General features: G+C 73.6%; 15 protein-coding genes. 4 read left to right on the forward strand and 11 right to left on the reverse strand.

Annotation, left to right across the window (positions count from 1 at the left end):
• From ACZ7H1_RS02955 to ACZ7H1_RS02980, 6 genes are all read right to left on the reverse strand, one after another.
• On the reverse strand, positions 1-230 hold a 230-nt coding region (locus ACZ7H1_RS02955), incomplete at its 3' end, for an ATP-binding cassette domain-containing protein (protein ID WP_470783189.1).
• 73 nt (positions 231-303) lie between these two features.
• Positions 304-1,149, reverse strand: coding sequence for a DUF4097 family beta strand repeat-containing protein (locus tag ACZ7H1_RS02960; protein WP_470783191.1), 846 nt, complete (start codon positions 1,147-1,149; stop codon positions 304-306).
• Positions 1,150-1,241: 92 nt separating this feature from the next.
• Positions 1,242-1,760, reverse strand: a complete 519-nt coding sequence (locus tag ACZ7H1_RS02965; protein WP_470783192.1) for a hypothetical protein — start codon at positions 1,758-1,760, stop codon at positions 1,242-1,244.
• Between the two features lie 516 nt (positions 1,761-2,276).
• Positions 2,277-2,759, reverse strand: coding sequence for an LppU/SCO3897 family protein (locus ACZ7H1_RS02970; RefSeq protein WP_470783193.1), 483 nt, complete (start codon positions 2,757-2,759; stop codon positions 2,277-2,279).
• A 560-nt stretch (positions 2,760-3,319) separates the two neighbouring features.
• Complete coding sequence (locus ACZ7H1_RS02975) at positions 3,320-5,197, reverse strand: DUF7927 domain-containing protein (RefSeq protein ID WP_470783195.1); 1,878 nt, start codon at positions 5,195-5,197, stop codon at positions 3,320-3,322.
• A 376-nt stretch (positions 5,198-5,573) separates the two neighbouring features.
• Positions 5,574-6,743, reverse strand: coding sequence for a TerC family protein (locus ACZ7H1_RS02980; protein WP_470783558.1), 1,170 nt, complete (start codon positions 6,741-6,743; stop codon positions 5,574-5,576).
• Positions 6,744-7,010: 267 nt separating this feature from the next.
• Between ACZ7H1_RS02980 and ACZ7H1_RS02985 the strand changes: the two genes are divergently transcribed.
• Positions 7,011-8,438: an MFS transporter gene (locus tag ACZ7H1_RS02985; protein ID WP_470783560.1), complete on the forward strand. Its 1,428-nt coding sequence runs from the start codon at positions 7,011-7,013 to the stop codon at positions 8,436-8,438.
• A 97-nt stretch (positions 8,439-8,535) separates the two neighbouring features.
• Positions 8,536-10,446 (forward strand): helix-turn-helix domain-containing protein, encoded by a 1,911-nt coding sequence (locus ACZ7H1_RS02990; protein WP_470783197.1) that lies wholly within the window; start codon positions 8,536-8,538, stop codon positions 10,444-10,446.
• Positions 10,447-10,473: 27 nt separating this feature from the next.
• Here the strand turns inward: ACZ7H1_RS02990 and ACZ7H1_RS02995 are convergent, their stop codons facing one another.
• Positions 10,474-11,715 (reverse strand): glycosyltransferase, encoded by a 1,242-nt coding sequence (locus ACZ7H1_RS02995; RefSeq protein WP_470783198.1) that lies wholly within the window; start codon positions 11,713-11,715, stop codon positions 10,474-10,476.
• Between the two features lie 4 nt (positions 11,716-11,719).
• Complete coding sequence (locus tag ACZ7H1_RS03000) at positions 11,720-12,043, reverse strand: ArsR/SmtB family transcription factor (RefSeq protein ID WP_470783200.1); 324 nt, start codon at positions 12,041-12,043, stop codon at positions 11,720-11,722.
• 80 nt (positions 12,044-12,123) lie between these two features.
• Between ACZ7H1_RS03000 and ACZ7H1_RS03005 the strand changes: the two genes are divergently transcribed.
• Positions 12,124-14,166 carry a heavy metal translocating P-type ATPase gene (locus tag ACZ7H1_RS03005; RefSeq protein ID WP_470783202.1) on the forward strand — a complete coding sequence of 681 codons (2,043 nt, stop codon included), beginning with the start codon at positions 12,124-12,126 and terminating at the stop codon, positions 14,164-14,166.
• Positions 14,167-14,178: 12 nt separating this feature from the next.
• Here ACZ7H1_RS03005 and ACZ7H1_RS03010 read toward each other — a convergent pair whose 3' ends face one another.
• Entirely contained in the window at positions 14,179-14,895 is a 717-nt protein-coding gene (locus ACZ7H1_RS03010) for an ABC transporter permease (RefSeq protein WP_470783562.1), read from the reverse strand.
• Positions 14,896-15,159: 264 nt separating this feature from the next.
• Here ACZ7H1_RS03010 and ACZ7H1_RS03015 point away from each other — a divergent pair, with 264 nt between their 5' ends.
• Positions 15,160-17,682, forward strand: coding sequence for a SpoIIE family protein phosphatase (locus tag ACZ7H1_RS03015; RefSeq protein ID WP_470783563.1), 2,523 nt, complete (start codon positions 15,160-15,162; stop codon positions 17,680-17,682).
• 15 nt (positions 17,683-17,697) lie between these two features.
• Here the strand turns inward: ACZ7H1_RS03015 and ACZ7H1_RS03020 are convergent, their stop codons facing one another.
• Positions 17,698-18,711, reverse strand: a complete 1,014-nt coding sequence (locus ACZ7H1_RS03020) for an SDR family NAD(P)-dependent oxidoreductase (RefSeq protein ID WP_470783204.1) — start codon at positions 18,709-18,711, stop codon at positions 17,698-17,700.
• Entirely contained in the window at positions 18,708-19,877 is a 1,170-nt protein-coding gene (murG, locus tag ACZ7H1_RS03025) for an undecaprenyldiphospho-muramoylpentapeptide beta-N-acetylglucosaminyltransferase (protein ID WP_470783205.1), read from the reverse strand. The genes ACZ7H1_RS03020 and murG overlap by 4 nt, the downstream gene beginning before the upstream one ends.
• Positions 19,878-20,130: the final 253 nt, after the last annotated feature.

Raw genomic sequence — 20,130 nt, forward strand, 5'->3', positions numbered from 1 at the left:
TGGCCACCGACGTGCACGGTGCCGGCATCGGCGCCGATGAGGGTGGAGAGGATCTTGACGGCGGTGGTCTTGCCGGCGCCGTTCGGACCGAGGAGCGCGAACACCGACCCTGCCGGAATGTGCAGATCGATGCCGTCGAGGACGGCCTTGTCCCCGTAGGACTTGCGCAGCCCGACGGCGGAGACGGCAGCGACGGCCGGAGGAGTGACACCCCGATTGGATGTGGGCATGACAGGTGAAGGCATGGTCTCTCCTTCGAGAGGCTGAAGTGACGGGAAGTGGGCGCGGCTTGGCGGGTGAGGTTCAGGTCCGGGCGCGGCGCACGTCGATGTTGCCGTAGCGGGTCCGGGCGCGGACCCGGACGGTCTCCTCGGTCTTGTCCGGGGCGTCGGAGGCGGCGAGCGTGTTGCGCGCCTGGCCGTGGACGGAGCTGACGTCGAGCCAGGCGGCGGTGCCTTCGCGGATGCCGACTTCGATGGAGCCGTAGGAGGTTTCCAGCTGGATGGTGCCGCGGGCGACTTCGGCCACGCGCAGGGCGCCGTGGGCGGTGGTGGCGATGACCGACGCCTCGGCGCGGGCGATGTCGATGTCGCCGTTGGCACCGCTGACCCGCAGGTCTCCGGTCGCGGCGCCGACGGTTGTGGTGCCGTGCGAGTTCTTCAGGACGGCCGGGCCGGAGACGGTACCGACGCGCATGCTGCCGGAGCTGCTGGTGATCTCGGCCAGGCCCTCGACGTGGTCCACGGTGATCGCGCCGTGGGAGGCGGTGAGGTGCAGCGGGCCGGTCGACTCGAGGCGGACGTCACCGGATGAGGTCTTCACCCGGACCTCACCGAGCCGTCCTTCGCCGACCACCTGGGCCCAGGCGCCGGTTACCTCGACGCGCGAGCCGGCGGGCAGTTCGACCGTGACATCGACGGTGCCGGTACGCCCGACGAGATAGCGCTGCTTGGGCGTCCTGACGGTCAGGGTGCCACTCGCGTACGCGACCTCGGTCTGCTCGGCGGTCCGTACGTCCTGGTCCCGCTTCGGGTCACGCGGCCGCACCTCGACGACGGTCTCGGGTCGGTCGCCCGCCGTGAACAGGATGGAACCGGCCTCCACGTGCGCCGTGGCCGAGATCGGTTCGGGAGTGTCGAAAGAAGGCATGGTTGTCCCGTCCTCTTGGGTCTTCGGGGCGTCCCCGCTGGTGGGACGTGGTGTGGGGTGAAGTGGGTTGAGGTGGGGCGGCGTTGGCGCGGCTAGCGCACCCAGCCCGTAACGCTCTGCCCGATGGTGCGGGTCCTCTCCGTCGTACGCGGCGGGCCGCCGCCGTCGACCGCGCCCGACACCGCCCGGACCAGCCACGCGTTGACCGACAGGCCCTCGCGGCTCGCGGCCTCCTCGGCGCGCGCCTTGAGGTGGGCCGGCAGGCGCAGGTTGACGCGGGCGGTACCCCCCTCGTCGCCGTCGGCCGCACCCGAGGTCTGGATCGGTTCGAAGGGCGCGGCCGGCTCCGCCGGGGCACCGCCGTCGGCGAGCGGCAGCGTCACCACGAAGTCGGGGTCGAGCCCGCGCAGCCGCACGTCGACCGACCCGGGAGCGAGCTCCCGGGTGACCTCGTCCATCGCGGCGGAGAGCACGTTGAGCATCGTCAGGCGGGCCGCCGACTCCAGCGGAGCCGTAAGCCTCTCAGCCAGCTCCCGGGCGTCCTGCCCCCCGGCTTCAGCAGCCACCGCCAGCTCACGGCGCAGCGTGTCGACATACGGAGTCAAATCCATGGCGCCATGATGGCACCATCATGGCGCCACTTGCAAGCGCGGCGGCGCCGCGGATTGACACTGTCGGGCAACCACGCGTCTGACCTGGGGAAACAGGAAGGGGGCCGGCCGATTTGTCACGGCGACATGCGGGACCATGCACCCTCCGGAAGCCTACGTGGCACCTCCTGGCTCCGAATGACACCACTTGACGCCACGTGGCACCAAGGGGCACCAAGGGGCACCAAGGGGCACCAAGGGGCACCAAGGGGCACCAAGGGGCACCAAGGGATAGCACACAGGTGGTACGCCACGCCCGGAAGGGGGTCCCGCACCACGCCGTCACCCTGCGGCCTGCTGGGCCTCGCGACCGATGCCCCGGGCGCGGACGCGCCCTCCTGCTCCGTGGCCCGGGAATGCGGCGCGTGCACCGGGCGGGTGTTCCGTGGCGCGGCTCCGACGGGCGACGCCTCCTGCTCCCTGCCGTTGCGGCGGCCGGACGTGGCGGAGGGCACCGGCGTTTGCCCGGTGGCCGGGTCAGGGGCGGGAGTAGCTGCCGAGGCCGACGAGGCAGTAGACGTACTCCTCGATGGGGACGCCCGCGAGGGTGCGGCTGCTCGAGAAGGCGTACTGGCTCTTGGGGTTGTCATCGCAGAGGTCCAGGTCGGTGGTGTCCGAGAAGCGCTGGATGACGCGGTAGTGGGCGTCTGCTGCGGAGCAGGGGACTTCCTCGTTGTAGACGGTGGTCGGGGCGGTGGCGTCGGGAAGGGTGCCGTTGAGGCAGGTGCCCTCTTCGTAGGGGCTCGGCTCGGAAGGCGTGGGGGTGGGGTCGACCACAGCCAGGAGGTTCGGGGCGGCGAGCGGGGCGGGTGTCCAGGGGCGGGCCACGGAGGCGGGGCGACTGGAGGCGGTGCTCGCGACGGCGGTGCCGCTGCTGCCGATGATGCTGCCCACGGCGCCGCAGGCGACGAGGACGGCGACCAGGCGGCTGACGGAGTTGGTTTCCTGCAAGGTAGTCACCGGATCCTCCAAGAGAGCGGTGGTGCCGGGCACTGAGCGGCCCTCTCCCGAGGTCGCGCTGTGCGCGAGGAGCGACGCGGTTGCCGGTGATGTGCGGGTGCGCCGTGCGCCACGCGTGTACGCCCCCACCGAGGGATGGCTTGGCTCCTGGCGCTCGTCACGAAGCCCCACGCTCCGGGGCGCGATGGCGATCGAGTGCCGTGAGCTCCGGATACCGCAGGGAGGCTTTGACGTCGGCCCGTAAGGCGGGGGAAGTGCGTCCGTTCTTACGTTGCAGAGGCCGGTTGCGCGGAAGCGTGCCGGATCGCACGGAGCAACCGACGCACCGGCACGCGGTCGCACATCAGTACCAAACCAACATAGAACAGGCCCGGACTGCCCGCACACCGAGACGCCAACGCCGCTGGCGGGGAGGTCGGTTGTGTGCCGGAATTGCGGGCCCCGGGCGGGCGCCCAGGGCCCGCACCCCCGGTCACGGCGGTGTTGATCAGGTCACCCAGGTCCGATCAGGGCAGGCCCGATCAGGACAGGTCGGGGCCGGGCGGGGCGGGGCCGGGCCGTCAGTCGTCTTCGCCGTAGATGCCGTCGTCCAGCAGGATCGTGCGGGGGCGGCCCTTGTCGTTGGAGGACTTGGGCTGGGTCTTGACCGACATGCTCGTGGAGTCGGAGCAGTGGTCCTTGCCTCCCTTGTCCGGGTTGGCCGTACGGGCCGTACGCGGGAGGCAGTTGCTGTGGGGCGCGGTGACGGTGACCCTGTTCTCGAGCTTGTGGGCGCCGTCCCTGCCGGACCGCCTGTTGACGGTGACCGAGTAGGTGACGGTGGCGTTCTGGCCGGGGTCGAGGTCGCCGCTCCAGGTCAGGTTGGGCCTGTCGTAGTCGACGCTGCCGCTGGTGGCGTAGGCGTCGTCGTTGTACGTGGCGTCGTCCAGGAGGCCGGAGAGGTTGTCGACCGCGTGGACCATGCGGGCGGGGAAGTCACCGGTGTTGGTGACCGTGAACGAGTAGGTGACGTCCTGGCCGGCCTTGGCGCCCTTGGTGTCGACGTACTTCTTCACCTTGATCTCGGCCTCGGCCGGCGTGTTGGTGAAGGTGCACAGAACCGCGACTCCGTTGGCGTCCGGGGACGGGGGCAGTGTGTACAGGAAGTCCGTACCGGTGCCCGAGGTCAGGGCGGCGTTCCCGTGCGCGGTGTCCACGCACCGGTAGGTGGTCGTGTAGTTCGACAGGTCCCCGCCCGCCGCGGCGGTCTCGGAGAAGCGGTAGGTCTGCCCCACGACGCCCGGGATGGGGCCGGCCGTCTCGCCCGGGGTGTTCTGGTACCCGGAGTCGGTGCCGGTGCTCGTCCCGGTGTTGCCGGACGTGACGCCGTTGCCGGTGATCGTGACGGTGAACTGGTCCCTGGGGTCGTACCGGTCGACGATCTTCTTCTGGGCGGACAGCGAAGGACCGAACGAGCAGTTCCCCGCGTCGGCGGGCCTCGGATCGCGTGAGCCCGGGTCCGGTGAGACCGGGGCCGTCATGCTGAGAACGGAGATCAGGGCGCCGGTGTTCGGATCGATCTTGAGCAGGTCCCCGGCGGGCGTCTGGCCGAGCCGGACGGTGTAGAGGAAGCCGTCCGCGCCGAAGGTGACGCCGGCGTGCCGGCCGTCGGGCAGGTCCACGACCAGGTCGGCGGTGAGCGGGATGTTCGCGGGGGTCGTCGGCAGGGTCTCGTTGATCCTCACCAGGACCGCGTCGAGGGTGCCGGGGGCGGGGTTGGCGGGGTTGGAGATGACCATGTACAGGTTGCCGGCGGAGTCGAAGACCATGTCCCCGGAGCCGCCGTTGAAGCGGGCGTCGGTCAGGGTGCCGACCGCGCCGATGTTCACGTTGTTCACGGTGTCGAACGCGTAGACCACCTGGCTGATCGGCTGCCCGGCGGAGTTCTCCACGGCATGGGAGTAGTAGAACCAGCCGTTGACCGGGTTGATCGCACCACGGACGGTGTCCCGGGTGTCGCCGCCGACCTTCGGGGATCCGGCGAAGGCGGTGGTGATGTTGCTGTTGAGGTCCAGGCGGTAGACGTTCTGCGTGCCGTTGACCTCGTCCTCGGAGACCGCCCACGCCGTCTGGCCGCCCGGGGAGATGTCGAGGCCGTTGACGTCGATGCCCGCGGGCACGGTGAAGTTGCCGATCTGACTGCGCACGCCGGTGGCGAGTACGACCTGCTGGACCGACCTTCCGCCCGTTCCGCCCGCGGGTCCGGCCAGGACGTACGCGTAGGGCGCTGCGCACACGGCCGGCACCTTCGCCGCGCGCGGCGTGGCGCCGCCCGGGCCGGAGGCCGCCAACACCGCCCCGGTGGTGCCCAGCTGGACCAGGACGGCGAGCGCAGCGGCCGCGGCCAGACGGGACGTCCGACGGCTGCGGCGAGGGGCGCCGAGCGGTTGCGTCTTCAACCTGGTGCTCCATTTCGTGGCGGAGGCCGGCGTATGACCGCCACCCACACGCACGGGCACAGCCTCGCCGACCGGGACCGACCATGACCACGCCAGGCGGAGTGCGGCGCGCAGGACACGACCGCCCGTCAACGGCCGCTGCGCCGACCGGCCCACGGGTACGTGCGATCGCCGCAGGTCACACGGAGGGCTTGACCCGGAAAGCCGGTAACCCGGCCGGACGCGGCCGCACGTGGGCGGCGCCGCGACCGAACGAGCGTCCGCGGGGCCTCGGGCCGCGCGGCGGAGCGGGCAGCACAAACGGGCCCCCTCCGGCGCCGACGCCGGAAGGGGCCCGCGGGTTCTTCACCGGGTTCGCGGTTGGCCCTTGCCCATGTCAATGCGGCGTGTGACCACCCTTGTGTCCGGGGTCGAGTCGGTATTCGGGACAGCGGGCGTTCTGGCAGGGACCCGCGGCCCACAGGGGGACGAAAACACCGAAGGCTTTCGTGCGATGGACCGTGGCGGCGACTGGCTCTTTGCAGGTCGGACACGTGTAGGCGTCGACCTCACGCTTGGTTTTGACCATATTTTTACGATATGACGTTTTTCCCGAATCGGGAAGTGCGGCCGCCGGGTCCGGCCTCCTGAGGCTGAGCACCACAGAACCCGCCAGGACGGCGACGATGACGCCCAGGCTGACCGGGGAGGGGATCTCGGGGATGCCCGGACTGATCAGCTTGTGCGATGCCTGCAGGATGAGCTTGATGCCGATGAAGGCGAGAATGATCGCCAGGCCCTTGTTGAGGTAGTGGAAGCGGTCCAGGAGCCCTGCGAGCATGAAGTACAGGGCGCGCAGGCCGAGGATGGCGAAGGCGTTGCTGGTGTAGACGACAAAGGCGTCGTCGCTCACGGCGAGGACGGCCGGGACACTGTCCACGGCGAAGATCAGGTCGGCGGCCTCGATCGCGGCGATCACCGCGAGGAGCGGGGTCGCCATCCGCTTGCCCGCCTCTCTGACGAAGAACTTCGTGCCGGCGTACTCGTCGCGGACCGGGATGATCTTGCGGAGCATGCGTACGGCGAGGCTCTTGCCCGGGTCGAAGCTGTCCTGCTCGTCCTTGAGCAGCTTGTACGTGCTGTAGAAGAGAACCGCGGCGAAGGCGAACAGCACGGCCGTGAAACGGCTGACCACGGCCACACCGAGGGAGAGGAAGATCCCCCGGAAGACCAGGGCTCCCATGACGCCGAAGAAGAGCACGCGGTGCTGGTAGGCACGGGGCACCTTGAAGTAGGCGAAGATCACGGCGAACACGAAGAGGTTGTCGACCGACAGGCTCTTCTCCAGCAGCCACGCGGTCGTGTACTCGGTACCCGCCGTCGTGCCGAGGACCAGGAAGACCACGGCGCCGAAGGCCAGGGCGAGGCCCACCCACAGGCAGCTCCAGGCGGCGGCCTCCTTGAAGCCGATGACGTGTGCGGTGCGGTGGGCCAGCAGGTCTACCGCCAGCGACACCACCACGGTCGCGGCGAAGGCTCCCCAGAGCCACAGCGGGACTTCCAGCACGGCGGTCACTTCCCTGCGTCCGCGCCGGTACGCGGACCCTTATACAGGAGTGTGCGGTGTCTCGACGCATTGGTCGACGCCAGACCCGGCGCGGGGCCGGCGGCCATCGCGGCAGGGGCGGCGGGGCGCGGTGGCCGGCGCGGTGTGGTGGGCGGGCACACAGGGGGATGCCTGATTGTGATGGTCGGCCACATAGGCCCGCGACCTGGGGACTTCTACGTTGTGCCGACACGCAACGTCCCCGCCCAACGCCTGGAAGTGGTGCTCATGGTCTCCCCCGCAACGGCTGCGCCGGCCCGGTCAGGCATCAAAAGGATCGTCACGGCCAGCCTCGTCGGCACCACCGTCGAGTGGTACGACTTCTTCCTGTACGGCTCTGCCGCCGCGCTGGTCTTCAACACCCTGTTCTTCCCGGCCAGCGACCCGCTCACCGGCACGTTGCTCGCCTTCCTCACCTACGCCGTGGGCTTCGCCGCCCGGCCGCTGGGAGGGGTGGTCTTCGGGCACTTCGGTGACCGGATCGGCCGCAAGAAGCTGCTGGTCGTGAGCCTGCTGATGATGGGCGGGGCGACGTTCGCAATGGGGTTGCTGCCCACGCACGCGACGATCGGAGCCGGTGCGCCGGTGCTGCTGACCCTGCTGCGGCTGGTGCAGGGCTTCGCGCTCGGCGGGGAGTGGGGCGGGGCCGTCCTGCTGGTGTCCGAGCACGGCGACGACCGCCGCCGAGGCTTCTGGGCCTCCTGGCCGCAGGCGGGTGCGCCCGGCGGGAACCTGCTGGCGACCGGCGTGCTCGCGCTGCTGGCCGCGGTCCAGTCCGACGAGGCCTTCCTCGCCTGGGGCTGGCGGATCCCCTTCCTGCTCTCCGGAGTGCTCGTGGTGATCGGCCTGTGGATACGGATCTCCGTCTCCGAGTCGCCGGTGTTCCTCGCCGCCCAGGAGAAGGCCGCGGCGCGCAGCGCGGCGGGCGAGACGGCCCGTCCCCCGGTCGTCGAGGTCTTCCGCACCAGCCGCCGGCAGGTGCTGACCGCCATCGGGACCCGGCTCGGCGAGAACGTCTCGTACTACATCGTCACGGCCTTCCTGCTCGTGTACGTGACCGTCCACCTGGAACTGCCGAAGAGCCAGGCCCTGAACGCGGTGCTCATCGGCTCGGCGGTGCACTTCGTCACCATCCCTCTGTGGGGCGCGCTGTCCGACCGGATCGGCCGCAGACCGGTGACGCTGATCGGTGCGGTCGGCATGGCGGGCTGGGCGTTCGCCTTCTTCGCGCTCCTCGACACCCGGTCGTTCCCCGTCATCGCCCTCGCGGTCACCGTCGGGCTGCTGTTCCACGGCGCGATGTACGGGCCGCAGGCGGCCTTCATCTCCGAGATGTTCGACACCGAAGTCCGCTACTCGGGCGCCTCGATGGGCTCCCAGCTCGCCTCCATCATCGGCGGCGCGCTCGCCCCGATCATCGCCGTCGAACTGCTCAAGGAGTACGACTCCTCGCTGCCGGTGTCGGTGTACCTGTGCGCGGCGGCCCTCGTCACCGTGGTGACGGTGTTCCTGGCCGGGGAGACCCGCGGGCGCAGTCTCGGCGCGGCGGACGCCGGCGGGGAGAGTGCCGGTGCGACGGCCGGGAAGACGGCCGCCGACCCGGCGGGCAGCCGGGCCGCGGCCGGGCACCGGTCCCGGGACCCGCTCAACAGCTGACCGGCGCACCGGCGTTCGCCGGCTCGCCCCCGTCCCGCGCCGTGCGGCTTCCTCCCGGAGCCGTACGGCGCTCCCATCCCCCGGAGAGGGGCGACGTATGCTCCCCACCGTGACAGCCCCCGGTTCCGAGACCGCCCTCGCCGGACTGCGCCGGCTGCTGGACCTGCTGGCCGACGGCGCGCCCGCCGAGGACTTCGCCCGCCCGGCCGCCGAGGCGCGGGAGGCCGGGCTGCCGGCCGCCGCGCTCGCCGCCGTCGAGGAGGCCGCCGAGGTGGCGCTGCGCATCCGGCGGACCATCGGCCAGCACCGGCGCCGGGAGGCGGAGCTCACCGCGCTGTTCGACACGGCCAGCGACCTCGCGGGCCTGCGGGACCTGGACGCGGTGCTGCGGGCCATCGTGCGCCGGGCCAAGCTGCTGCTCGGTACGGACGTCACGTACCTCTCGCTGAACGACGAGGCGGCGGGCGACACGTACATGCGGGTCACCGACGGGTCGGTGGCGGCGGCCTTCCAGCAGGTGCGGCTGGGCCTCGGCGAGGGGCTCGGGGGCCTGGTCGCGCAGACGGCACGGCCGTACGTCACCGGCGACTACCAGGCCGACACGCGTTTCCGGCACACGGACGCCATCGACGGCGCGGTCGCCGAGGAGGGGCTGCGGGCGATCCTCGGCGTCCCGCTCCGGGTGGGCGCCCGGATCATCGGGGTGCTGTACGCGGCCGACCGCGCGCCGCGCGGGTTCACCGCCGACGAGGTCGCCCTGCTGTCCTCGCTGGCCGACCACGCGGCCATCGCGATCGACGGCGCCCGGCTGCTGGAGGAGACGCGGACCGCGCTGGTGGAGCTGAACGCCGCCTCGGACACGATCCGCGCGCACAGCGAGGCCATGCGCCGGGCCGAGCGGGCTCACGACCAGCTGACCGATCTGGTGCTGCGCGGCGGCGACGTCAGCGACGTGGCGCTCGCCCTCGCCGGTCTGCTCGACGGCGGGATCGTGGTGCACGACAGCGAGGGAACGGAACTGGCCCGGGCCGGCGAGGGGCCGAAGAGCCCGCCCGCGGCCGCGGTGGCCGCGTCCCGGTCCAGCGGCCGGGCGGTCCTCGCGGAGGGCAGCTGGCTGTGCGCCGTGGTGGCCGGTCCGGAGCCGCTCGGGAGCATCGCGCTGACCCGCCCGGCCGCGCTCGGCGACGCCGACCGGCTGCTGTTCGAACGGGCCAGCGTGGTGACGGCGCTGCTGCTGCTCCTGGGGCGGTCGGTCGCGGAGGCGGAGGACCGGATCCGCGGCGAGCTGCTCAACGACCTGCTGTCCGGGACCGCCGACCCGGCGGGTCTCGCGCGCCGGGCCCGCCGGCTCGGTCTCCATCTGTCGCGCGGGCAGGCGGTGTTCGTGGTGGCGGCGGAGGGGGTGGCGCCGCGGCGGCTGCTGTCGGCGGCAGCCCGCATGGCGCACGCACGGCGCGGCCTGGCGGGTCTGCACCACGACGCGGTGGTGCTGATCGGTCCGGCCGAGGTGCCCGGCCCCGCGGCTCAGGACCTGGCCGGGCGGCTGGGGGCGCTGGTGGAGGCGCCGGTGACGGTGGGGGCTGCGGGGCCCGCGTCCGGTCCCGGCGAGCTGCTGGCGGCGTACGCCGAGGCGCGGCGCTGCCTGTCGGCGCTGCGGGCCCTGGGCCACGCCGGGCAGGGTGCTGCGCTGGCGGACCTGGGGTTCGTGGGACTGCTGTTCGGCGACCGGGCGGATCTGCCGTCGTACGTGCACGGGGTGCTGGGCCCGGTGCTGGACTACGACGCGGAGCGCGGCACGGAACTGGTGCACACGCTGGGCACCTACTTCGCCGAGGGCTCGAGCCTCACCCGGACGAAGGAGGTGCTGCACGTGCACGTGAACACCGTCGTGCAGCGGCTGGACCGGGTCCGCACCCTGCTCGGTGCGGACTGGAACACGCCGGCCCGCACCCTCGAACTCCAGCTGGCGCTGCGGCTGCACCGGCTGACGGGGCCCGGCGCCGGCTGACCCGGGCGCGTCCCGCACGAAGGTTGCCTAACCGAGCCGGTCCAGGGCGGCCAGGACCGGCGCTGCGCCGTCCTCGGCGGCGATTCCGGCCGCGAGCCGGGCACTGCGGGCCCGGAAGGCCGGTTCGGTGACGGCGCGTCGGACCGCGTCGGCCAGCCGGTCCGCGGTGAGCCGCTGGTAGCGCAGGGCGGTGGGGGCGGTGCCGAGGGCCGTCAGGCGCGCGGCCCAGAAGTGCTGGTCGAGCTGGACGGGTACGGGTACGGACGGGACTCCGGCGCGCAGCCCGGCCGCGGTGGTGCCGGCGCCCGCGTGGTGGATCACGGCGGCCGTGCGCGGGAAGAGCCAGGAGTGCGGCACCTCGGAGACGGTGAGGAGGTCGTCGCCTTCGGCGTGCAGCCCGCTCCAGCCCGCCTGGACGATGCCGCGGACCTTCGCTTTGCGCAGGGCGCGGGCGAGGAGGGTGCTCAGGCGTTCCGGGTCGGCGGTGACGAAGCTGCCGAAGCCGGCGAAGACCGGGGGCGGTCCGGCGGCGAGGAAGTCGAGGAGCCTGCGGTCGGGCTGCCAGCCGGGCGGGGGTTCGGGCCACCAGTAGCCGCCGATCCGGTGGCCGTCGGGCCAGTCGGCGGGCCTGGGGACGACGAGCGGGCTGAATCCGTGGTGGACGGCGCGGTTCCGGTCGAGGCCGAGCGGTCCGGCTAACCGGCGCGGGGGCAGGCCCAGGTCGCGTCGCAGTTCGCCGACGGCCGGGGCGAACATGCGGTCGGCGGCGGTCCACAGTGCGCGGGCGGCCAGCCGGTTGCCGTGCCGGCCGAGGGATCCGGCGCCGGTGACCAGGGGCGGGAAGGCCGCGGTGGGCGCGATCGGCTGGAGGTAGACGCCGAGGGCGGGCAGGCCGTGCGCCTCGGCGAGCACCGCGCACATCGGGTCGGTGACGGTGGCGGACAGCACGACGTCCGCTCCCCGGCCCACGGCCGCGGCCACGCCGGCCGTCAGCCGGGGCATGAAGGTGCGGGCCATCCGGATCACGCGGGCCATGGCGACCGGCGGGCTGACCGCCTCCGCGAGCCCCTGCCCGAGGGCCGACGCGAGCTCGTCGCGGGGGTCGACGGGCAGGGCGCGGAAGCCCAGCCCGCAGGCGGTGACCGCGTCCTCGAACCGGGTGTGGGTGGCGAGGACGACGTCGTGGCCCGCGGTTTTCAGGCGCGTGCCCAGCCCGGTGTAGGGGGCGACGTCGCCCCAGGATCCGGCCGTCACGATGAGTACGCGCACGGCCTCACTGTGTCAGGTCGTGCCGTACGTGGGCCAGGACTTGACGGAGGAGTTCGGCGACGTGCTCGTCGTGGAGTCCGTAGACGACGCTGCGGCCGGAGCGGCGACCGGAGGCCAGTCCGAGGTGGCGCAGCAGGCGCAGGTGGTTGGAGACGGTGGGCTGGCCGAGGCCGAGGTCCTCGGCCAGTTCGCCGACGGAGCAGGGCGAGCGCAGCAGCCGGTCGAGGATGCGGATGCGGGCGGGGGCGGCGAGGCCCTGCATGACCTCGGCGACGGCCGCCGCGGAGGTCTCGGAGATGAGGGGGCCGGTGCCGGGTGTCTGTTCCACCGGCCCACTGTACGACTCGAGATCACGATATCCACACCTCCAGATATTCATATATTTAGATCTACTGATATCTTAATCCCATGAGTGCTGTCACGAGTACTGCCAAGAGTGCGAAGACCCCGAAGAACACCAAGCGCCCGAAGGGCGCCGAGAAGGCGACGGCCACCCACCGGCACGGCTTCCTCGGGGAGCGTGCGGAACTGTTCAGTGCCCTGCTCGCCCTCGCCGCCTGGGTCGGCGGGCTCTTCCTCGGCGCCCCGCCCCTGTTCATGGCCGCCTACGCCTTCGGTGGGTTCTTCACCCTGCGCGAAGCCCTGCAGAGCCTGCGCCGCGGCGCCTTCCAGGTCGACTTCCTGATGCTCGTCGCCGCCGCGGGCGCGGCGGCGATCGGCCGCTGGGAGGAGGGCGCGGTCCTGCTCGTCCTGTTCAGCCTCGGCCACGCCCTGGAGGGGTACGTGACGGGCCGTGCCCGGCGCTCGATCGAGGCCCTGGGCGCCCTGGCCCCGCCCACCGCCCTGCTGCTGCGCGACGGCGCCCCGTCGGACGCCGGCTCCCCCGGCACCGCCACCGGCACCGCCACCGAGGTCCCGGTGGCCGAGCTCGTCGTGGGCGACCGGGTGGCCGTACGCCCCCACACCCGCATCCCGGCCGACGGCTTCGTGGCCGCCGGGACCAGCAGCGTGGACCAGTCCCCCGTCACCGGCGAGAGCGTGCCGGCCGACAAGCGGCCCGTCGCCGCCGTCGCCGAGGCCCTCGCACTGCCCGGCGCGGTACCCGCCGGGAGCCGGGTCTTCGCGGGCACGGTCAACGGCGCGGGCTCGCTGGAGATCGTCGTCACCCGTCTCGCCGCGGACAACACCCTGAGCCGCGTGGTGCGGATGGTGCAGGAGGGGGAGGAGCGCACGTCGCCCACACAGCGCTTCACCGACCGCTTCCAGCGGATCTTCGTACCCGCCGTGCTCGCCCTCGTCGCCGTGCTGCTGCTGTACGGGGCCCTGACCGGCGAGCCGTTCGACCAGACCTTCTACCGGGCGATGGCCGTCCTGGTGGCGGCGAGCCCGTGCGCCCTGGCCATCGCCACCCCCGCCGCCGTGCTGAGCGCGGTGGGACGGGCCGCCCGCGGCGGGGTCCTGGTCAAGGGCGGGGCGCCGCTGGAGGAGTTCGGGCGGCTGCACACCATCGCCTTCGACAAGACGGGCACGCTCACCGAGGGCCGTCCCCGGCTCACCGACATCCTGCCCGCCGAGGGCTCCGACCGCGCCGAGCTGCTGCGCACCGCGGTGGCCGTACAGCGGCTGAGCGACCACCCGCTCGCCCAGGCCGTGGTCCGCGACGCCCCGGAGCACCTGGACCCGGCGCGGCCCGTCCCGCAGGCCGAGGACGTACGGGCCCTGGTCGGGCGGGGCGTCTCGGGGCGGATCGGCGGCACGGAGGTCCGCATCGGCAGCCTGGCCGGGTTCGACGAGGCCGGCACGCCGGTCCCGCCCGCCCTGCGGGAGCGGGCCGAGCAGCTGTCGGCCGCCGGGCGCACCACCATGGCCGTCCGCTACGGGGAGCGCCACCTCGGGGTGCTCGGCCTGATGGACACCCCGCGGCCCGAGGCGGCCGCGACGGTGGCCCGGCTGCGGGAACTCGGCGTCACCCGCACGGTGATGCTCTCCGGTGACGACCAGCGGGTGGCGGAGTCCGTCGCCGCCCTCGTGGGCATCGACGAGGCCCGCGGCGGGCTGCTGCCGCAGGACAAGGCGGGCGCCGTCACCCGGCTGCGGGCCTCGGGCCGTACGGCGATGATCGGCGACGGCGTGAACGACGCCCCGGCGATGGCCGGCGCGAGCGTGGGCGTGGCGATGGGCGCGGCGGGTTCGGCGGTCGCCCTGGAGACGGCCGACATCGCCCTGATGTCGGACGACCTGCGGCGGCTGCCGTTCATCACCGGGCTCAGCCGCCGGGCCGCCCGGATCATCCGGCAGAACCTGTGGCTGAGCCTCGGCATCGTCGCGGTGCTCGTCCCGGCGACCGTGCTGGGCCTGGGCATCGGGCCGGCCGTCCTGGTCCACGAGGGGTCGACGCTGGTGGTGGTCGGCAACGCGCTGCGGCTGCTGCGCCACCCCGACCCGCACTGAGCGGCGTACGGGTCAGCGGCGGAGGCGGTGGCGGGCCACCAGCTCGACGGTGGCGAGGACGGCCACCGCCTCCACCGCCAGCAGGGCGACCAGGACGAAGAGCTGCACGGCGCCGGCGGACAGCGGGCCCGCCCCGCCCAGCAGCATCCCGACGAACGCCCCCGGCAGGGTGACCAGCCCGACCGTACGGGTCTGGTCGAGGGCGGGCAGCAGGGCGTCGGACGCGGCGGGACGGGCGATCTCCAGGCGCGCCTCCCGGTCCGCGAAGCCCAGCGCCATCGCGGCCTCGACCTCGCCCCGCCGGGTCTCCAGTTCGTCCAGCGCCCGCCGCCCCGCCAGCACCGTCGCGGTCATGGCGCCGCCGATCAGGATCCCGGTGACCGGGATCAGGGCGAGTCCGCGGACCGGCAGCAGGCCGGTGAGCAGCAGCACCGCGACGGGCGGGACGACCCCGAGGGCGAGCGGAACCGCCGTCAGCCACCAGGTGGAGTTGTCCGTCAACCGGCGGCCGCTGGTGCGTACGGCCACGGCGAACATGAGCAGCAGGAAGACGAAGAGCGCCGGGACCGCGCGGACCACCCAGGTGATCAGGTACGAGACCACCGCGAGCTGCACGGCGGCCCGCAGCCCGGCGGTCAGCACCGGCCGGGCCCGGGCGCCCGGGGTCGTCCCCGCACCCAGCCGGCCGTACGCCACGACCGCGGCCGCCACCGCCAGCAGCACCGCCATGAAGACCCCGAGGGCCGGTCCGACCGGCAGGAGCGGGGCCGCACCCAGGTTCACACGCCCACCCTAAAGGCTGTCCCGTAACCCCCGGCGGGCGCACGACGCCGGCTACGGCACCTCGCTGCGTTGTCGGAACGTCCGAATACACCCGGCATGCGGATGCTCCTCCGCCTCGCGATGCACCGCATCCGACGCCGTGCGCTGATCCACCAGGGGCTACGGGACACCCATGGGTGGTGTCGCCGCGGCGCGGACGGAAGCGGCAAGATGCGCGGGCCGCCCGCCGTGGCGCATCCTGGCTGTGTGACCGGGTACGGCGTGGCCGGGCACACGGCGCGCGACGGGAACGGGCCGGGGAGCGAGCCACCGGCCGGACGGCTGGACGTGCTGTCCCTGGCTCTCGCCCAGGCCACGGTGAGCACGACCGAGTCCGTCGGCGGATACGCCGGCGGGGTGTACCTGCGCTCCCGTGCCCGCGGCCTCATGCGGATGGCGGTGGTCGCGGGCCTGCCGGGACCGCTGTTCGGCCCGTGGTGGCGGATGCACGTGAACCGCCCGTACCCGGTGGCCGAGGCGTTCCGCTCGGGGCAGTCGGTGCACCTGACCGACGCCGAGGAGGGCATGCGCCTGTTCCCGCAGCTGATGGCCGGGCTGCCGTTCCCCTTCAGCTCGCTGTACGAGCCGGTCGGCGGCGGGCGCCAGCGCTTCGGGGTGCTGTTCGTGCTCCGTCCGGCCACCCCGGGGCTCCAGGTCAGCAAGGCCGACCGGCTCGCCCTGCGGGAGGGGGCGGACCGGCTCGGCGCGCAGCTGGCGCGCATGTGGGCCAACGGCATCCCCGTGGAGTGGGACGGCGAGCCGCTGTGCCTCCAGGTGCCGCCGCCCGCTTCGCCCCCCGTGCGCATCGGGCGCTTCGAGTGGGACCTCGACTCCGGGGCGATCACCGCGGACGCCCAGCTGTGCGCCCTGTCGGGGGTCGACCCCGCGGAGTTCGACGGCACGGTCGCCACCCTGACCGCCGCCTGGGCGCCGGAGGACCGGTACGGGGTGTGGGCGGCCGCCCTCGCCCTCGCCGAGCCGGGCGGTCCGGACACGCGGCGGGTGCCGCTGCGCGGCCTCGAAGGCCAGCCGCTGCTGCTCGAACTGACCGCCGGTGCCGGGCGGCGAGTGACCGGTTTCCTGCTGGACCCCGGCATGGGCACCTTCCCGGGGGACGCCGCCGAGCGCCTCCCGCAGGCCGTCGTGTCGATCGACCGCCTCGGGCGGGTCACGTACGCCAACCACAGCTCGGACGGGCTGCTGGGCCTCGGGCACGCCGAGCTGGTCGGCAAGGTGCTCTGGGAGGCCCTGCCCTGGCTCGGCCATCCGGCGTACGAGGACTACTTCCGGTCCGTGCTGCTCTCCGGGGACCCCGTCTCCTTCGTCGCCCGCCGGACGACCCGGGACTGGCTGTCGGTCGTGCTCCACCCGGGCCGCAGCGGGGTCACCGTCACCTTCAGCGTCGCCGAGCACCCGATGTACGAGCGGGGCTCCGCGGTCCGGTCCGACGCCGGGCTCGGCTCCCCCGCCGACCGGGCCTCGGCGCTCTACCGCCCGGTCGCCCTCGCCATCGCCCTCACCGAGGCCGTGACGGCCCGCCAGGTCTCCGCCGTCGTCACCCAGGAGCTGCTGCCCGCCTTCGGCGGCCGCCAGCTGGCGATCTACCTGCTCAACGAGCGCCACCTGTACCTGGCCTGGGAGACCGGCTTCCCGCAGGGCTTCCTGGACCGCTTCGACGGCGTGGGGCTCGACGCCCGGCTGCCCGGCGTCGAGGCCCTCACCTCCGGCCGGCCGCTGTTCTTCGAGTCCATGGAACACCTGTCCGCCGCCTATCCGGGCATCCCGCTGGACGCCAGCGTCGGCGCCCGCGCCTTCCTGCCGCTCATCGCCTCGGGGCGGCCCGTGGGCTCCTGCATCCTCGGTTTCGACGGGCCGCGGGGCTTCAGCCCGGAGGAGCGTACGGTCCTCACCGCGCTCGCCGGGCTGATCGCCCAGGCGCTCGAGCGCGCCCAGCGCTACGACAGCGAGGCCGCGCTCGCCCGCGGCCTCCAGGACGCCCTGCTGCCGCACCGGCTGCCGGTGGTGGAGCACGTCGCGACGGTGGGCCGGTACCTGCCCGGCACCGAGGGGATGGACGTCGGCGGGGACTGGTACGACGTGGTCGAGACGGGCGGTGGACAGCTCGCGCTCGTCATCGGCGACGTTCAGGGCCACGGGGTGTCGGCGGCGGCCACCATGGGGCAGGTGCGCAGCGCGCTGCGCGCCTTCGCCCTCAGCGGCAACTCCCCGCAGGAAGTCCTCACCGGCACCAACCGGCTGCTGATCGGCCTGGATCCCGGGCAGTTCGCGAGCTGCTGCTACCTGCGCCTCGACCCGGCGTCGGGCCGGTTGTGGGCCGTCCGGGCCGGACACCCGCAGCCGCTGCTGCGCCATCCCGACGGCCGTACCGAGGTCCTGGACCTGCCCGGCGGCGTGGTGCTCGGGGTGGACCCCGAGGCCGTCTACCCCGTCACCGAGCTGACCCTGGCCCCGGGCGCGATCCTGGCCCTGTACACGGACGGGCTGGTGGAGCACGCGGCCGAGGACATCGACCTCGGGGTGGAGCGGCTGCGCGCGGCCCTGGCCGCAGCCGGTCCGGCCCCCCTGGGGGAGGTCGCGGACCGGCTGATCAGCGAGGCCCGGCAGGCCGCCGACCGGCCCGACGACATCGCGCTGCTGCTGACCGGGATGGAGGCGGGGCGGGACGGCGAGTGAGCCGGTGCGCGGCGCTCACACCTGGTAGCGGTCCGGGGCGAAGAGGTGCAGGTTCCCGGCGATCCAGTCCGAGGTGCGGCGCAGCCCTTCCGCCAGGTCCACCTGCGGCTGCCAGCGGGCCCACTCCCGGGCGCGGGAGTTGTCCGAGAGGAGCCGCTCCACCTCGCTGCCCGCGGGCCGCAGCCGGGCCGGGTCCGCGACGACCTGCGCGTCGCGGCCGGACGCGGTGATCAGGGCGCGGGCGAGGTCCCCGATGGAGATCTCCTGCCCGCTGCCGAGGTTGACCACCTCGCCGAGCGCCCGGTCGCACCCGGCGACCGCGAGGAAGCCCTCGGCGGTGTCGGTGACGTACGTGAAGTCGCGGGTCGGGGTGAGCGAGCCGAGCTTGATCTCCCTTGCCCCGGAGTGCAGTTGGGCGAGGATGGCCGGGATCACGGCGCGCGCCGACTGCCGCGGGCCGTAGGTGTTGAACGGCCGTACGACCGTCACGGGCAGCTCGAAGGCGTGGTGGAAGGAGAGCGCCATCATGTCGGCGCCGATCTTCGACGCGGAGTACGGGGACTGCGGCTGGAGCGGGTGGCTCTCGGGGATCGGCGCGACGCGGGCGGTGCCGTACACCTCGCTGGTGGAGGTGTGGACCAGGCGGCGCACGCCGTGCCGGCGGCAGGCCTCGGCGATGTTCTCGGTGCCGGTGACGTTGGTCTGCACGTACGCGCCGGGCGAGGCGTAGCTGTACGGGATGCCGATGAGGGCGGCGAGGTGGAAGACGGTGTCGCAGCCCTGCACGGCGTCGCTCACCCGGCCGGCGTCGCGGACGTCGCCCGCGAGCATCTCCACGGTGCTGCCGGGGCCGAGGTGGCGGGCGAGGTGGCCCTTCTCGGCGTACGGCTTGTAGTGGACGAAGGCGCGGACCCGGGCGCCGCGGGCCGCGAGCAGGTCGACGAGCGTGGAGCCGATGAAGCCCTCGGCTCCGGTGACGAGGACGGTGCGGCCGGACCAGTCGTGGGCGGCGGGGTGTTCGGGGTTCATGTGCGCTCCAGTGCGGTGGGGGTGGCCGGGACGGCGGGGGCGGGGTGGCCGGCGAGCTTCAGGACCTCGGCGGCGAGGAGTTCGGCGGCGCGGGCGTGCGGCCCTGGGTCGGCGGCGCCGCGCATGGCGGCGAGCCGGGCGGGATCGGCGAGCAGCGGTCCGAGCAGATCGGCGAGTTTCGCGGCGGTGGTCCCGGCGTCGGGCAGCAGCAGCGCGGCCCCCGCGTCGCCGAGCACGCGGGCGTTGTGGGTCTGGTGGTCGCCGGGGGCGTACGGGTAGGGCACGAGGACGGCCGGGACGCCGGTGGCGGCGAGTTCGGCGACGGTCGCCGAACCGGCCCGGCAGACCACGAGGTCGGCGGCGGCGTAGACGAGGTCCATCCGGTCCAGGTACGGCACGGCCCGCGCGATCCGGTCCCCGCCGCAGTCCTCGAGGACCCGGCGCGCGGCGTCCAGCGCCGCGGGCCCGGTCTTGACCAGCAGGCGTACGTCGTCGCGCCCCTGCCAGCGGCGGGCCAGGCCGGTGGCGGCCTCGGTGAGCCGGGCGGCGCCCAGGCTGCCGCCGTTGAACACCACGAGCCGGGCCCCGTCCGGTATCCGCAGGGCCCGCCGGGCCTCGTCGCGCAGTGCGTGCAGGTCGGGCCGGGCCAGGGCGGCGGCGATCGGCATGCCGGTGGTCAGCGCCCGGTCGCCGCCGACCAGCAGGGCGCGGCTGCGGTCGAAGGCGACGGCGATGTGCGGGGTGAGGCGGGCCGCGAACCGGTTGGCCCGGCCCGGCACGGCGTTGGACTCGTGGATGAGCGCCGGGATCCCGGCGAAGCGGGCGCCGAGCACCGCGGGTGCGCTCGGGTAGCCGCCCATGCCGACGACGACCTGGGCCCGCTGTCTGCGCAGCACGGCACGGGCCTGCCCGGCCGAGCGCAGCAGCGCCGCGGGCAGCAGGTACCGCCTCGCGCCCAGCGCGGGATCGAAGGGGATCATGTCGACGGTGTGCAGCCGGTATCCGGCCGCGGGGATCAGCTCGGTCTCCAGGCCCCGCTCGGTCCCGATGAACGAGATCACGGCTCCGGGCGCGGCCCGGCGCAGCGCCTCGGCGAGGGCGAGGCCGGGATAGATGTGACCGCCGGTGCCGCCGGCACCGATCACGACGGAGAGTGGTGTGCTCATGCCCGCACACTCGCGGACAGCTTTAAGAACGTTCTAAGAGCCGATCCGGCCACTCGCGACCGATCGCCGCAGCTCAAGAGCCAATACGGGAGTCACGTTTCGGGCGCCGCTCGGTCACGGCCTGCGCACGGTGCGAACGCGCGCCGCCTCTTCAGCACGGCGGACCTCCGGTCTCCGCCCCGCCGACCGCGCCGGGTGGCGCGCTGCGCGCATCGGGCAGAAGCTGGGAAGGCACCTGCGGGCCGATGTTATT

Source organism: Streptomyces sp. NPDC037401 (genome assembly GCF_055602345.1).

Coding starts and splice junctions, on each gene's coding strand:
- ACZ7H1_RS02960 (WP_470783191.1), bottom strand. CDS start 1,149: ATGCCTTCTTTCGACACTCCCGAACCGATCTCGGCCACGGCGCACGTG.
- ACZ7H1_RS02965 (WP_470783192.1), bottom strand. CDS start 1,760: ATGGATTTGACTCCGTATGTCGACACGCTGCGCCGTGAGCTGGCGGTG.
- ACZ7H1_RS02985 (WP_470783560.1), top strand. CDS start 7,011: ATGGTCTCCCCCGCAACGGCTGCGCCGGCCCGGTCAGGCATCAAAAGG.
- ACZ7H1_RS02990 (WP_470783197.1), top strand. CDS start 8,536: ATGCTCCCCACCGTGACAGCCCCCGGTTCCGAGACCGCCCTCGCCGGA.
- ACZ7H1_RS03005 (WP_470783202.1), top strand. CDS start 12,124: ATGAGTGCTGTCACGAGTACTGCCAAGAGTGCGAAGACCCCGAAGAAC.
- ACZ7H1_RS03010 (WP_470783562.1), bottom strand. CDS start 14,895: ATGGCGGTGCTGCTGGCGGTGGCGGCCGCGGTCGTGGCGTACGGCCGG.
- ACZ7H1_RS03015 (WP_470783563.1), top strand. CDS start 15,160: ATGCGCGGGCCGCCCGCCGTGGCGCATCCTGGCTGTGTGACCGGGTAC.
- ACZ7H1_RS03020 (WP_470783204.1), bottom strand. CDS start 18,711: ATGAACCCCGAACACCCCGCCGCCCACGACTGGTCCGGCCGCACCGTC.
- murG (WP_470783205.1), bottom strand. CDS start 19,877: ATGAGCACACCACTCTCCGTCGTGATCGGTGCCGGCGGCACCGGCGGT.